This is a genomic window from Mesorhizobium sp. WSM4822 (assembly GCF_055811155.1).
Window position 1 is genome coordinate 118453 of the sequence record NZ_JBVVQM010000009.1, and the last position, 14671, is coordinate 133123.

The following is a 14671-nucleotide window of genomic DNA, read 5'->3' on the forward strand; positions in this document are numbered from 1 at the left end:
ACCGCCATTTGTTGCCCTCTTGTGCAGCGATGCGGAATGCCAGGAAGGCCACCTGTATCAAGACGCCTTCGCCAGAAAATTCCGATAATCCGACTTGGCCTGCAGCAGGCGCAGCACATTGTCGCGCGAGCCGCGCACATGGGCGCGTGCCAGCGTGCCGGCTCGGGCAGCGTCGCCGGCGCAGATGGCATCGACGATCTCGGCGTGCTCGTCGCGGGCGATCTTCCATTCGTCCAGCCACAGGAGTTCGGTCCAGACGTAGTGCTGGCACTTGTCGAGGATGCCGCACAGCATGTTGTGCAGCATGACGTTGCCGCTGATTTCGGCGATGACGCGGTGCAGGTCGATGCCGACTTCCAGTTCCTGGAATTTTTCCCGGTTCGTGCGTTCCGGAATGGCTGCCAGCCGTTCGCATTCGGCCAACATGGCGCGCAGCCGCGCCTTGTCCTGTTCCGTCGCGGCCGTTGCCGCAAGTTCCGTCGCATGACCGTCGAGCAGTTCGCGGATCTCGAAGGCCTCGCGGAACATGTTGATGTCGAACTCGGTGACGACATAGCCCTGGCGCGGCCGGCCGGTGACCAGCCCGTCACGCTCGAGGCGATTGAAAGCCTCGCGCACCGGGGTTCGGCTGACCGTCAGCTTCGCCGCGATGTCGTTTTCGGTGACGCGGGAGCCCGGCGGGATCTGGCCGGTCACGATCATCGCCTTCAGCGCGGAGTAGACCGAGTCGCGCAGCGTATTTTTGGTTTCCTTGGCCAAGCTTCCCTTCCCACTTCTCCGGCCTTTCAGCCGGAACACGCATAGCTGTAGCCGCAGTCGGCGCAATTTGCCACGCCTCCGGCGAAGCCGTCCCTCACCAACCTGGTCCGGCACGAAGCGTACATTTCGAGCGCGCCGGCGGTGTTGACAACATCGATCGCTAGTCTACACTCAAAATTGTATACAAAATAGCATGCCAAATCAAAAACAATGGGAACACCGGTTGGAGAGCCGAAAAATGAACAGAAACGTTAGCATCGTTGCGATGGCGGGCCTCATGGCTTCGTTCGCAGCCCCCGCCATGGCGGGCGACACCATCACCGTCGCCTCATGGGGCGGCACCTACCAGGAGGCGCAGACCAAGGCGTTTTTCAAGCCGACCGCCGACGCGCTCGGCATCACCATCAAGGAAGACACCACCAACGGCCTCGACGACGTCCGGCTGCAGGTGACCGGCAATGCGGTGAAGTGGGACATCACCGAACTTGGCGCCGACGAATGTGCGCGCGGCTCGAAGGAAGGGCTGTTCGAAAAGCTCGACTACGGCATCATCGACAAGAGCGGCATCAACCCGAAGCTTGTCCACGACGACTGGGTCGGCATTTCCTACACCTCGGTCGTGCTGATCTACCGGACCGACGTATTCGGCGACAAAGGCCCGAAGACCTGGGCCGATTTCTGGAACGTGGAAAAGTTTCCGGGACGGCGCGCGCTGAGCGGCAGCCAGGCGACGGAAACGCTGAGCGTTGCCGCACTGGCCGAGGGCATTCCGATCGACAAGGTCTATCCGGTCGATATCGACGGCGCGTTGAAGTCCGTCGACAAGATCCGCGGCAATGTCGACGCTTGGTGGACCTCCGGCGCCCAGGCCATGCAGCTGGTTAAGGACGGCGAAGTCGACATGGCGAGCATCTGGAACGGCCGCGCCGGCACCTTGAAAAAGGAAGGCGCGCCGATCAGCTTTTCCTTCGACCAGGGCGTGCTGACTGCCGACTGCATGGTCATCCCGAAGGGCGCCAAGAACAAGGAGGCGGCCATGAAGGCGCTGGCGATGTTCGTCAGCCCGCAATTGCAGGCCAATCTGCCGCTCTATGTCGACAATGGCCCGGTCAACGAGAAGGCTTTCGAGACCGGCAAGATCCCGCAGGACAGGATCAAGGACATCAATTCGGCGCCCGAAAACGTCAAGAAGCAGGTGTTGCAGGATGCAGAATTCTGGCGCGACAACCTGGTCGAGGCGACGGAAAAGTTCAACAATCTGATCCAGCAATAGGCTGCGGCCGCAATCCAAACCACGGCAGGGCGACGCCTCGCCCTGCTTTCGCCGCCTCAGCCCCTCGGAGAGAAAAATCGTGTCCATTGCGCCATCCGCGTTGCCGATCGGCATGCGCGGGATCGAGAAACGATTTGGCAGCGTGCCTGTGCTGCGCGACCTCAACCTCGATGTCGAGGCTGGTGAATTCCTGACGCTGCTGGGGCCTTCCGGTTCCGGCAAGACGACGCTGCTGATGATTCTGGCCGGTTTCGTGCGGGCCAATGCCGGCTCGATCAGGGTCGGCGGCGACGAGATCATCACCACGCCGCCGCACAAGCGCAACATCGGCATGGTGTTCCAGAACTACGCGCTGTTTCCGCATATGAACGTCTTTCACAACATCGCCTTTCCGCTGAAGCAACGCGGCGTCGCCGCCGCCGAGACGGCCGAGCGTGTCGAGAAGGCACTCGATCTGGTGAAATTGCAGGGACTGGGCGAGCGCCGGGTCGACCAACTCTCCGGCGGCCAACGCCAGCGCGTGGCGCTGGCGCGCGCCATCGTCTTCGAGCCGCGCATCGTGCTTATGGACGAACCCTTGTCGGCGCTCGACAAGGGCCTGCGCGAGCACATGCAGATCGAGCTGCGCGCCCTGCATCGGCGGCTCGGCATGACCACCGTCTATGTCACGCACGACCAGCGCGAAGCCATCACCATGTCGGACCGCATTGCTGTCATGAACGGCGGACGCATCGAACAGCTCGACAAGCCCGAAAGCCTCTACGCCAGGCCGCAAACGCAATTTGTAGCAGGCTTCATCGGCGAATCGAATTTCATTCCGGTCGAGTGCCGCAACGGCTCCGTCTGGTACGAGGACCGAAGAATCAATACGGCGGCGGCGACGCCGGCGGCAGGCCAGTACCTGATGGTGGTGCGGCCGGAAAAGCTGCGGCTCTTGGCAACCGCCGAACCGACAAGCGGCGTCAACGTGCTCAACGCGACGCTCAGTGACATCATCTATCAGGGCGACAGCTTCGTCTGCTATGCCGTGCTGCGCGACGGCCGGCAGCTGACTTTGCGCGACTATTGCCGCAGCGATGTGCTGGCGAAAATGCCGGCGCCCGGCCAGCCAGTCTCGTTCGGTCTCGATGCGCAGGACACAATCCTGGTAGCGGCAGACTGATGAGCGCGCAGACCGCCGTCATGCAGGAGAATGCCGGCCGCGCGGGCCCGGATTTGAACACGCAGGCGCTGCGCACGGACGCGCGGCGCGAGTCGTTGCGGCTGCTGGCGCTGCTGTCGCCGAGCCTGTTGCTGGTCTTCGCCATCATCATCGTGCCCATCGGCTGGCTGTTCTGGCTGTCGCTGTTCGACGAAGCGGGCGGCTTCAGCGCCGCCAATTATGCGCGATTCTTCGAGCAGGCCTCCTACATCAAGACCTTTGTCACCACCTTCAAGGTCGCCTTCATCGTCACCGGCGCCTGCGTGCTGCTCGGCTATCCCCTGGCCTACATGCTGTCGCAACTACCGCGCCGCGCGGCGTCGATCTGCCTGATCTTCGTCATCCTGCCGTTCTGGACATCGGTCCTGGTGCGCACCTATGCCTGGCTGGTGATCCTGCAGCGCAAGGGCCTGATCAACAGCTGGCTGATCGACCTCGGTGTGATCAGCCAGCCGCTATCGCTCGCCAACAATTTTTCGGGCGTCGTCATCGGCATGACGCATATCCTGCTGCCGTTCCTGGTGCTGCCGCTTTACGCCTCGATGAAGACAATCGACACCGACTGCCTGCGCGCCGGCATGAACCTCGGCGCCGGCCCGGCCGCCACCTTCCGGCAGATCTTCTTTCCGCTGTCGCTGCCCGGCCTCGCCTCGGGCGTGGTCATCGTCTTCGTGCTGTGCCTGGGCTTCTTCGTCACGCCTGCGCTGATGGGCGGCGGCAAGGTCATCATGTGGGCGATGCGCATGGAACAGACCACCAGCCTCTATTCCAACTGGGGCGCGGGTGCAGCACTCGGCGTGGTGCTGCTGGTGGTCACGCTGGCGCTTCTCGGCCTGTTCCAGTGGCTGCTCGGCGCGCGCGCCACAGGTGTGTGGAGTTCGCGATGAGCGAGGATGTCGGCCTGCCTATCTCGCACCGGCAACGGCTGTGGCTCTATTGCCTCGGCGGCCTCGTGCTTCTGTTCCTGATCGCGCCGTCGATCATCATCGTCATCATGTCGTTTTCGGATTCGACGCTGCTGCAATTCCCGCCGCAGCAATGGTCGCTGCGTTGGTACCAGACCTATTTCGGGTCGCTGGAATGGCGCGATGCCACGATCGTCTCGGTCAAGGTGGCTATCATGACAGTGCTGGTGGCGACGCCGCTCGGCACCGCGGCCGCCTATGCCATCAACCGGGGCACGCTGCGCTTCAACGGCACCATCAACGCGCTGCTGACGGCGTCGCTGATCGTGCCGGTGATCCTGATCGGCATCGGCACCTTCTTCCTCTATGCGCGCATCGGGCTCAACAACACGCTGACCGGCCTGGTCATCGCGCACACGGTGCAGGCGCTGCCGCTGGTGGTGCTGACGGTGCTGTCGGGACTGCGCTCCTACGACATGAACCAGGAGCGGGTGGCGCGCAGCCTTGGCGCCGGCCGCGTCGCCGCCTTCTGGCAGGTGACGATGCCGCAGATCCGCTTCTCGATCGTCTCGGGCGCGCTGTTTGCCTTCATCACCTCCTTCGACGAGGTGGTGGTTTCGCTGTTCATATCGGGCGGCGAGACCACGACATTGACGCGCCGCATGTTCAATGCGCTGCGCGACCAGATCGACCCGACGATCGCCGCCATCTCGACCTGCCTGATCGTGCTGTCGGTCGTGCTGTTGTCGGTTGCGCAGATCTTCGGCAGGCGCCATTGATTTCACCAGACCAATTCGCAGAAGTGACCATGGGATATCCAGACAGAATGCGTGATTTCCAGCTTCCCGGCCGCTCGCCGGTTCGTGCCACCGAGGCGATTGCCGCGACCTCGCATCCGCTTGCAACCCTTGCCGCCATCGACATGCTGCGGTCCGGCGGCAATGCCATGGATGCCGCCGTCTGCGCCGCCGCCGTGCAGGGCGTGGTCGAGCCGCAATCGACCGGCATCGGCGGCGACTGCTTCGTGCTCTATTCTCCCGGAGGGCAAGGCAATATGCTGGCCTTCAACGGGTCCGGCCGGGCGCCTGCCAGGGCGACAGTCGACTGGTACCGCGAAAAAGGCTTCGACCGCATCCCGCTGCAAGGTCCGCATGCGGTCACCGTGCCGGGTGCCGTCGATGCCTGGAGCCGCCTGCTCGAAGACCATGGCCGCAAGGGCCTTGCCGAGGTGCTGGCGCCGGCCATCCACTATGCCGAGAACGGCTATGTCGTGCACGACCGCGTCGCCTTCGACTGGGCCGAACCGGAAACCGATCTGTCGGCCGACGAGCACGCCACGCGCATCTTCCTGCCCGGCGGCAAGGCGCCGAGGGCTGGCGACGTCCACCGGCAGCCGGAACTGGCGGAGACCTTGCGCATCATCGCCAAACATGGCCGGTCCGGTTTCTACGAAGGCGCTGTCGCCGACGATATGGTGAGTCGGCTCAATGCATTGGGCGGACTTCATACGGCCGAGGATTTCGCTGCGACCAGAGGCGACTATGTGGCGCCGGTCAGCACCTCCTATGGCGGCCATGACATCCACCAGATGCCGCCGAACAATCAGGGGCTGACGGCGCTTTTGATGCTCAATTTGCTGTCGGGCTTCGAGCTTGGCGGGCTGGATCCCAATGGCGCCGAGCGCCTGCATCTGGAGATCGAGGCCGGGCGCCTGGCCTATCGCGACCGCGACCGTTATGTCGGTGATCAGGACCATGTCCCGGTGCCGGTCAGAGAGCTGCTGTCCGGCGCCTATGCCGACCGGCTGCGCGCCGAGATCGACCGCGACCGCGCCATGACGCATCTGCCGCGCGTGGACCTGCCCGGCAGCGACACGGTCTACATCTCCATCGTCGACCGCGATCGCAACGCGGTCTCCTTCATCAACTCGACCTATTACTCGTTCGGCAGCGGCGTGGTCGGCCCTAAGACCGGTGTCGTGCTGCAGAACCGCGGTTCGAGCTTTCGCCTTGAGCCTGCGCACCCGAACGCCATCGCACCGGGCAAGCGGCCGATGCACACGATCATGCCGGGCATGGCGACGAAGAACGGCCGCGTGGTGATGCCGTTCGGGGTCATGGGCGGCGGCTATCAGCCGTTCGGCCATGTCCATCTGCTGACCAACATGATCGACTTCGGCATGGACCCGCAGCAGGCGCTGGATGCGCCGAGGGTGTTTTACAATGACGACACAGTCGAGGCCGAGCGTGGCGTTCCCACCGAGGCGATCGAGGGCCTGCGCCGACGCGGCCACCGCATAGCCGAACCGCATCATCCGCTTGGCGGCGGGCAGGTGGTGCTGATCGACTGGGAGAAGGGGACGCTGACCGGCGCTTCCGATCCGCGCAAGGATGGTTTGGCGCTTGGCTACTGAGGCGATCCGTTGTCCAATGGCGTATCCATATCGAGGCAAGCCCGTCAGAAGGGCTCCCGCCAATAGTCGTTCGAAATCCAGCCGGTGATCATGACCCAAACCGAAACCCACGCAGATCTCTCCCGCCGTCTCGCCGCCGGCGCCGACGATGCGCCCGCCATCCTGGCACCCGACAGGGCGACGCTTAGCCATGGCGAATTGCGCAGCCTGATCGCCGATACGGCAAAACAGCTGCATGCGCGCGGCATCGGCCGCGGCGACAGGGTGGCGATCGTGCTGCCGAACGGGCCCGAGATGGCCACCGCCTTCGTCGCCGTGGCGGCCGTCGCCTCGACGGCTCCGCTCAACCCCGCCTACCGGGCCGACGAGCTGGATTTCTACCTGACCGACATCGGCGCCAAGGCGATCCTTGTCGGGGAGGGCGAGACCGGACCGGCTGTGACGGTGGCCGAACGCCTCGGCATCGGCGTGCTGCGGCTTATCGTGCAGCCCGGCACACCCGCCGGCAGCTTCACGATCGAGGGCGCAGCGATCGGACCGCAGGCCGCGCCCGACATGGCGCAAGACAGCGACATTGCGCTGCTGCTGCATACCTCCGGAACGACATCGCGTCCAAAACTGGTGCCGCTCAGCCATGCAAACATCGCGGCCTCGGCTGCCCATATCGGCGGCACGCTTGGCCTGACGGCAGATGACCGTTGCCTCAACATCATGCCGCTGTTCCACATCCACGGCCTGATCGCGGCCGTGCTGTCGTCGCTGGCTGCCGGTGGCAGCATCTACTGCACGCCGGGTTTCAACGCGCTGCGCTTCTTCCAGTGGCTGAGCGAGGCGCAGCCGAGCTGGTACACGGCGGTGCCGACCATGCATCAGGCGATCCTGCCCCGCGCGGCACGCAACACCGAGGCGCTGGCGGCGGCGCGCCTGCGCTTCATCCGCTCATCCTCGGCGTCGCTGCCGGCGCAGGTGATGGCCGAGCTGGAGGCGACCTTCGGCTGCCCGGTGATCGAATCCTACGGGATGACCGAGGCCGCGCACCAGATGGCCTCGAACCGGCTGCCGCCGGGCCAGCGCAAGCCGGGCAGCGTCGGTGCCTCCGCCGGTCCGGCCGTGGCTGTCATGGCGCCTGACGGGCGGCTGCTCGCAGCCGGCGAGACAGGCGAGATCGTCATTCGCGGACCCAATGTCACGACGGGTTACGAGAAGAACCCGGATGCCAATGCCACGGCTTTCGCGCATGGCTGGTTCCACACTGGCGACCAGGGCGTGCTCGACGAGGACGGCTATCTCAGGGTCACCGGTCGGCTCAAGGAGATCATCAACCGCGGTGGCGAAAAGATCTCGCCGCTCGAGGTCGACGACGTGCTGATGGACCATCCGGCGGTGGCGCAGGTCGTCACCTTCGCCATGCCGCATGACAAGCTTGGCGAGGAGGTGGCCGCGGCGGTTGTGCTGCGCGAAGGCATCAGTGCCACCGAGGGCGACATTCGCACCTATGCCGCGACACGGCTTGCCGATTTCAAGGTGCCGCGCAAGATCCTGATCCTGGACGAGATCCCCAAGGGTGCGACCGGCAAATTGCAGCGCATCGGCCTCGCCGCCAAACTCGGGCTTTGACGATGAAGATCACCATCTTCGGCGCCGGCGCGATCGGCGGCTATCTCGCGGCCAAGCTCGCCATCACTGGGCGGACCGATCTTTCGATCGTCGCGCGCGGCGCCCATCTGGAAGCCATCAAGGCGGACGGCCTGCGCCTGATCGAGGATGGCCAGGAGATTTCGGTCCCCGTCCGGGCCGCCGCCAAAGCCGACGAGCTTGGCGCCCAGGATTACGTCGTGCTGGCGCTGAAGGCCCATTCTCTCTCCCCAGCCCTTGACCAGATCGCGCCGCTGCTTGGGGACCACACATCAGTCGTCACCATGCAGAACGGCGTGCCCTGGTGGTATTTCCACGGCGTCGGCGGGCCGCTCGAAGGCACCAGGCTGAACGCGGTCGACCCCGGCGGCGCCATCTGGCAGCGGATCGGACCGGACCGCGTTATCGGCTCGGTCGTCTATCCCGCCGTCGAGGTCGATGCGCCGGGCCTCATCCGCCATGTCGAGGGCAAACGTTTCTCGCTCGGCGAACCCTCCGGCGAGCGCAGCGAACGGGTTACGCTTCTGGCCGAGGAAATGGTCAAGGCCGGCTTGCAAGCGCCGGTGCGCGAGGACATCCGCAGCGAAATCTGGGTAAAACTGTGGGGCAATCTCTCCTTCAACCCGATCTCGGCGCTGACCGGCAGCACGCTGGCCGCGATTGTCGCCGACGATGGCACCCGCGCGCTCGCCCGCACCATGATGCTGGAGGCGCAGGCGATCGGCGAAAGCCTCGGCGTGCGTTTTCCCATAGCGGTCGACAGGCGCATCAAGGGCGCCGGCGATGTCGGCGAACACAAGACCTCGATGCTGCAGGACCTGGAGCGCGGCAGGCCGATGGAGATCGACGCGCTGGTGAGCGCGGTGCAGGAACTTGGCCGGCTCACGGACAAGCCGACCCCGACCATCGATGCCGTGCTGGCGCTGGTGCGGCGGCTGGCGGTGGAACGCGGGTGTTATCGGTGAGGTGGAAGGACAGGGCAAATCAGAGCCGTGGCGCGCGACGATCCAGGCCTTGAAGCGCCTTGGCCTCATCTCCCAGCTTGACCAGAGTTAGCAGCATGCTGAACGCCATTCACCACGTCGCGCTCATCTGCACCGACTACGACCGGTCGCGACGGTTCTACGTCGAACTCCTCGGCCTCGATCTGATCCGGGAGGTTTATCGGGAGGAGCGGCAGTCATGGAAAGCGGATCTGCGGATCGGATCGGCCCAACTGGAATTGTTCTCCTTCCCTGCACCAGCGATGCGGCCATCCCACCCAGAGGCTACAGGCCTGAGACATCTGGCATTCGCTGTGGCTAATCTTGAGCCCGTAATTATCCGCCTGGAAGCCGCAGGCGTTGCCGTCGAGCCTATCCGGATCGACCCATATACGGACCAACGGTTTACCTTTTTCAGGGACCCGGATGGATTGCCGCTGGAACTCTACGAAGCCCCATAAGGAACGGTTCGCTTTCGCGACGGGCGCTGTGTACTGACGGTCTCGGTATCGGCGGACCGCGAATCTGTGCTAAGCGCCGCCCAACCAACCAAAGGACGACACCAATGAGCGAACTGACCGTGGCCGAGGCGACCGAGAGCATCTATGCCTCGCTCCGGGCGGACAATGCCGACATCGACACACATATCGCGGCGCTTAAGGCGGCGCTGATGCGAGAGGGGATCAAACAGGCGGTGTTCGATCCGGCCAAGCTGGCGCAGAACAACCGCTCGGGCCGCAAGTTGATGCAGGCTTATTTTCGGCAGCGCGGCGTGAGCGTGAAGTTCTCGGACCAGTAGAACCGCGCGGGCGATCTCAATCGCGCGATTTGGTTGGATTCGGACGCAAGTTCCCCGACGCTTCGGGCCATCCCTTTTGACCGGCTCAATAACAGCGATCTGCCGCCGCAAGTGCATCGACGCGGTGAGCTTGGTCCAGTGCGCCAATCCGTCGGACTGACGCATAGAACCTGACATAGTCGCCCGAACACAAGTCGAACAGGCGCAGAAACGCGGTCACCCGATCGCTATAGACGGACGTCGCGGCGAGCTTTGCATTGTTGATCGGGGAAGCGAACCAGGCATCGTATCCCCGGTATCGGCCCCAGCGCCTGTCGCGCATGTGTCGGTAGCGCATCCGCAGCCGTTCAATCGCGGCCGTCTTCGCGGCCAGTTTTTGCTCCGAGGTGCCGGCGTTGGAATAGACTTGCGTCAGCTCGTCGCGGGTCCGCGACACCAGCGCAAGAAATTCAGCCTTGCGCCTCCGGGCAGCTTCGTAACGGCGCAATGCGGCGGTGTCGCCAGTCGCGCGCAGCCACTTTTTCACGCCGGTCGTTTCAACGGCGACAGCGAACGCCTCGTTGAATGCGGAATCGTCGTGCACGTAGACGCGCTGGTGGGCCAGTTCATGGAACACCAGCGCTGCGAGATTGGTTTCATCCTGGCCGAACATCGTGCTGAGCAGCGGGTCGCTCGACCAGCCAAGCGTGGAATATGCCGTGATGCCCGTCACATAGACGTCCATGCCCTGTCCTTGAAGTTCGACAGCGGTTTCAGTCGCGGACTTCCTGGAGAAATACCCCCGGTAGGGAACACAGCCGAAAACAGGAAAACACCATGTTCGCGGCGTCAGCGAAAATGCCGGCGCGGCGAAGACAGCCCATGTCACCGAATCCCGACCAATGTCGACATAGCTGCGGTAGCTGTTGTTGTCGGGCAGCGCCAGTTCATCCGTTGCGAACTGTCGTATAGCGCTCGCCGATGCCATTCGCGCGCGCAATGCCTTCGGCGTCGACGGATCCTCGATCAGTTTTCCGACATCCTGGCGCGCCGTCATGATCCGCAGATGGCCCTGCACGGATTGCGCGTAGTAGGAAATACTGGTGCAACCGGTCACGCCGGACGCCACGATTACAACGACAAGCAATCGAAAGAATGCGCGCATCACGATTTGCCCAAAGCAGTGCTCACCCGTTCCGATGGAGTCGCAATTGCCCCAGGTCGCAAGCAGTCGCATCGATTTGATCGAGGTCTATAGCTTTCTGAAGTATCCGGACAGGTGCTCATTGGGGAGACGCATGCGTCATCACGCGCAAGCCGCGTCCCATCAACCTGCAGCTGATCAGTCCTTTCCCGCCCGCTTGAAAATCCGCGCGTAAAATTCGCCGACGATGCCGCGCCGGAAGACGAGCACGCACACCATGAAGATCAGGCCAGTGGCGATGGTCACCGGAAAGCCGGAAGTGGCAAGCGTGTTTTCCAGGCCGATGACAAGGCTGGCGCCGATGATCGGCCCGACCATGGTGCCGATGCCGCCCAGAAGCGTCATCAGGATCACCTCGCCCGACATCTGCCAGGTGACGTCGGTGAGCGTGGCGAACTGGAAAACGATCGCCTTGAGCGATCCGGCCAACCCGGCCAGCGCCGCCGACATGACGAAGGCGCCGAGCTTGTAGTTGGCGACGGAATAGCCCAGCGAAATGGCGCGGTTCTCGTTCTCGCGGATCGAGCGCAGGATCATGCCGAACGGCGAATTGACGATGCGCCAGATGGCGAAGACGCCGACGAGGAACACCGCCAGCACGAAATAATACATGTTCAGCGAGACGTTCAGGTCGAGGACGCCTAGCAGCATGCCGCGCGGCACACCTTGGATGCCATCCTCGCCTTGCGTGAACGGCGCCTGCACGCAGAAGAAGAAGAACATCTGCGACAGCGCCAGCGTGATCATGGCGAAATAGATGCCTTGCCGGCGAATGGCGAAGAAGCCCATGACGAAGCCAAGCAGGGCCGCACCCGCCATGCCGAGCAGAATGCCGGCTTCCGGCGGCCAGCCCCAGACCTTGACGGCATGCGCCGTGAAGTAGGCGGCGCCGCCGAAAAAGGTGGCGTGGCCGAACGACAGCAGCCCGGTGTAGCCAAGCAGGAGATTGAACGCACAGGCAAACAGCGCAAAGCACAGCATCTTCATCAGGAAGATCGGATAGACCAGGAAAGGCGCCACCAGCAGCGCCAGGATGCCGAGCCCGACCAGCGTCCATTCAAGCCGCGCCGAGGTTTTGGCCGATGTCTCGCGAAGCGTCAGTTCCGACATGTCAGATGTCTCTTCCGACATGTCAGGCGTCCCTTCCGAACAGGCCGGCCGGCCGGACCAGAAGCACGATGGCCATGATGACGAAGACCACGAGGTTGGAGGCCTCAGGATAGAAGACCTTGGTCAGGCCTTCGGCAAGGCCGAGCATGTAGCCGGTGACGATGGCGCCAAGGATCGATCCCATGCCGCCGACCACGACGACGGCGAAGACGACGATGATGAGATCCGACCCCATAAGCGGGCTCACCTGATAGATCGGCGCTGCCAGAATTCCGGCAAGCCCAGCCAGCGCGGAGCCGAGGCCGTAGGTCAGGGTCAGCAGCAACGGCACGTTGACGCCGAAAGCCTGGACGAGGCGGGGATTCTCCGTCGCGGCGCGCAGGTAGGAACCGAGCCTGGTCTTCTCGATCAGCACCCAGGTTCCGAAGCAGACGATCAGCGAGGCGACGACGACCCAGCCGCGATAGTTGGGCAGGAACATGAAGCCGAGATTGGTGCCTCCCGAAAGCAGCGGCGGCACCGCGTACGGGTTTCCCGAGACGCCGTAATAGTAGCGGAAGATGCCTTCGAGCACGAGCGCGAGGCCGAAGGTGAAGAGCAGGCCGTAGAGCGGATCGAGATCGTACAGCCGCGACAGCGCCAGGCGCTCGACCACGATGCCGAAGACACCGACGATCAGCGGCGCAAGGATCAAGGCGGGCCAGTAGCCGATGCCGAGATAGGTGAGCAGCAGATAGCCGACGAAGGCGCCGAGCATATATTGGGCGCCATGGGCGAAATTGATGACGCGCAGCAAGCCGAATATGACAGCCAGGCCCAGGCTCAGCATGGCGTAGAACGAGCCGTTGATCAGGCCGACCAGCAACTGGCCGAGGAAGGCCTGAACGGGGATGCCGAAGATCATCGTCATGGCGCCATCATACACCCAGGACTTCGTGGAGCTGCGTCATGCGGTCCGGCAACTCGCCGACCGGGAACCCTGCCACCACCTTGCCGTGCTCCATCAGATAGAAACGATCGGCGACACGGCTGGCGAAGCGGAAGTTCTGCTCGACCAGCAGGATCGTCATGCCGCGCTTTTTCAACGTCGCCAGCAACGCGCCGATGCGCTGCACGATGACGGGAGCGAGCCCCTCCGTCGGCTCGTCGAGAAGCAGCATTTTCACACCCGTTCTCAACATGCGCGCGATCGCCAGCATCTGCTGTTCGCCGCCCGACAGCCTGGTGCCGGGACTGTTGCGCCGCTCCTTCAGATTGGGGAACAGATCGAATATCTCCTCGACGCTCATGCCGCCCTCGGCCACGACCGGCGGCAGAACCAGGTTCTCGTCGACGGTCAGCGTGGCGAAAATACCGCGCTCCTCCGGCACGAAGCCGATGCCCTGATGCGCGGTGCGGTGCAGCGGCAGCCGCATCAAATCCTGGCCGTCGAAGGCGATCCCGCCGGTTCGCTTGCGGATCAGCCCCATGATGGCGCGCAGCGTCGTCGTCTTGCCGACGCCATTGCGGCCGAGCAGTGTGACCGTCTCGCCGGAAAACACTTCCAGATCGACGCCGTGCAGCGCATGGCCCTCGCCATACCAGGCGTTGAGGCCGCTGACGGCAAGCAGAGGTGCGGTACTAGTCATCGGCGGTGCCCATATAGGCGATCTTCACGCGCTCGTCGCGGCTGACCGTGGCGTAGTCGCCGGCGGCCAGCACCTCGCCGCGCTGCATGACCGTTATCCAGTCGCAAAGGTCGGCCACGACAGTCAGATTGTGCTCGACCATCAGCACGGCGCGATCCTTGGCCACCGAACGGATAAGGTCGGAAACCGTGGCCACGTCCTCGTGCCCCATGCCGGCCATCGGCTCGTCCAGCAGCAGCACTTTCGGATCGAGCGCCAGGGTCGTGGCGATCTCGAGCACGCGTTTCCTGCCATAGGAAAGGTCGCCGGCGAGCCTGTTCCTGGCATCGTCGAGACCGACCGAGCGCAGCAATTCCTCGGCACGCGGCGTCAGCCGGTCGAGCGCCGCCAGCGAGCGCCAGAACTGAACGCTGAGCCCGCCCGGCCGCTGCAGGGCGACGCGGACATTGTCGAGCACGCTGAGGTGCGGAAAAATCGCCGATATCTGGAACGAGCGCACCAGGCCCATCCGCGCGACCCTGGCCGGCGACGTGCGGGTGATGTCATGGCCAAGCAGCTCGATCCTGCCGCTGGTCGGCGCCAGGAACTTGGTGAGCAGGTTGAAGACGGTCGTCTTGCCGGCGCCGTTGGGTCCGATCAGGGCATGGATGTTGCCATGGCGAACATCCAGATCGACGTTTTTCACGGCGATGAAGCCAGCAAAGTCACGCCGCAACCCGCGGGCGGAAAGCACCACAGGCGGCTCGTTCGCGCTCAGGTCAGTCGGCGCCATCGGCCGCGCC

General features: G+C 63.9%; 15 protein-coding genes. 9 read left to right on the forward strand and 6 right to left on the reverse strand.

The annotated features are described in order from the left end of the window. Nucleotides 1–57 precede the first annotated feature (57 nt). A complete protein-coding gene (locus tag AC0L3E_RS21250) occupies nucleotides 58–759 on the reverse strand; it encodes a GntR family transcriptional regulator (protein WP_127268040.1) in 702 nt (233 codons plus the stop codon). 238 nt (nucleotides 760–997) lie between these two features. Here AC0L3E_RS21250 and AC0L3E_RS21255 point away from each other — a divergent pair, with 238 nt between their 5' ends. The 9 genes from AC0L3E_RS21255 to AC0L3E_RS21295 all read left to right on the forward strand — a co-directional run bounded on the left by AC0L3E_RS21255 (nucleotide 998) and on the right by AC0L3E_RS21295 (nucleotide 9968). Next, nucleotides 998–2032: an ABC transporter substrate-binding protein gene (locus AC0L3E_RS21255; protein ID WP_473605557.1), complete on the forward strand. Its 1035-nt coding sequence runs from the start codon at nucleotides 998–1000 to the stop codon at nucleotides 2030–2032. A gap of 79 nt (nucleotides 2033–2111) precedes the next feature. Further along, nucleotides 2112–3194, forward strand: a complete 1083-nt coding sequence (locus tag AC0L3E_RS21260; protein ID WP_128306885.1) for an ABC transporter ATP-binding protein — start codon at nucleotides 2112–2114, stop codon at nucleotides 3192–3194. Further along, entirely contained in the window at nucleotides 3194–4120 is a 927-nt protein-coding gene (locus AC0L3E_RS21265; RefSeq protein ID WP_127380931.1) for an ABC transporter permease, read from the forward strand. The genes AC0L3E_RS21260 and AC0L3E_RS21265 overlap by 1 nt, the downstream gene beginning before the upstream one ends. After that, nucleotides 4117–4917: an ABC transporter permease gene (locus AC0L3E_RS21270; protein WP_127321958.1), complete on the forward strand. Its 801-nt coding sequence runs from the start codon at nucleotides 4117–4119 to the stop codon at nucleotides 4915–4917. The genes AC0L3E_RS21265 and AC0L3E_RS21270 overlap by 4 nt, the downstream gene beginning before the upstream one ends. 47 nt (nucleotides 4918–4964) lie before the next feature. Next, a complete protein-coding gene (gene ggt, locus AC0L3E_RS21275; protein ID WP_473605558.1) occupies nucleotides 4965–6551 on the forward strand; it encodes a gamma-glutamyltransferase in 1587 nt (528 codons plus the stop codon). A gap of 90 nt (nucleotides 6552–6641) precedes the next feature. Further along, a complete protein-coding gene (locus tag AC0L3E_RS21280) occupies nucleotides 6642–8168 on the forward strand; it encodes an acyl--CoA ligase (RefSeq protein ID WP_473605559.1) in 1527 nt (508 codons plus the stop codon). A gap of 2 nt (nucleotides 8169–8170) precedes the next feature. Then, a complete protein-coding gene (locus AC0L3E_RS21285; RefSeq protein WP_127272486.1) occupies nucleotides 8171–9151 on the forward strand; it encodes a 2-dehydropantoate 2-reductase in 981 nt (326 codons plus the stop codon). Between the two features lie 95 nt (nucleotides 9152–9246). Next, nucleotides 9247–9630 (forward strand): SMU1112c/YaeR family gloxylase I-like metalloprotein, encoded by a 384-nt coding sequence (gene gloA2, locus AC0L3E_RS21290; protein WP_127322566.1) that lies wholly within the window; start codon nucleotides 9247–9249, stop codon nucleotides 9628–9630. A 104-nt stretch (nucleotides 9631–9734) separates the two neighbouring features. Continuing rightward, entirely contained in the window at nucleotides 9735–9968 is a 234-nt protein-coding gene (locus AC0L3E_RS21295; RefSeq protein WP_128306888.1) for a hypothetical protein, read from the forward strand. Nucleotides 9969–10053: 85 nt separating this feature from the next. On the opposite strand, the gene AC0L3E_RS21300 is transcribed toward AC0L3E_RS21295, so the two are convergent. The 5 genes from AC0L3E_RS21300 to AC0L3E_RS21320 form a co-directional block, all read right to left on the reverse strand. Beyond that, a complete protein-coding gene (locus AC0L3E_RS21300; protein ID WP_128306915.1) occupies nucleotides 10054–11112 on the reverse strand; it encodes an aminopeptidase in 1059 nt (352 codons plus the stop codon). A 177-nt stretch (nucleotides 11113–11289) separates the two neighbouring features. After that, complete coding sequence (locus AC0L3E_RS21305; protein ID WP_127267612.1) at nucleotides 11290–12261, reverse strand: branched-chain amino acid ABC transporter permease; 972 nt, start codon at nucleotides 12259–12261, stop codon at nucleotides 11290–11292. Nucleotides 12262–12283: 22 nt separating this feature from the next. Then, nucleotides 12284–13171, reverse strand: coding sequence for a branched-chain amino acid ABC transporter permease (locus AC0L3E_RS21310; protein ID WP_127321083.1), 888 nt, complete (start codon nucleotides 13169–13171; stop codon nucleotides 12284–12286). 7 nt (nucleotides 13172–13178) lie between these two features. Further along, nucleotides 13179–13889 (reverse strand): ABC transporter ATP-binding protein, encoded by a 711-nt coding sequence (locus AC0L3E_RS21315; protein ID WP_127321082.1) that lies wholly within the window; start codon nucleotides 13887–13889, stop codon nucleotides 13179–13181. Next, complete coding sequence (locus tag AC0L3E_RS21320) at nucleotides 13882–14661, reverse strand: ABC transporter ATP-binding protein (protein ID WP_127267607.1); 780 nt, start codon at nucleotides 14659–14661, stop codon at nucleotides 13882–13884. The genes AC0L3E_RS21315 and AC0L3E_RS21320 overlap by 8 nt, the downstream gene beginning before the upstream one ends. Between the last annotated feature and the right edge of the window lie 10 nt (nucleotides 14662–14671).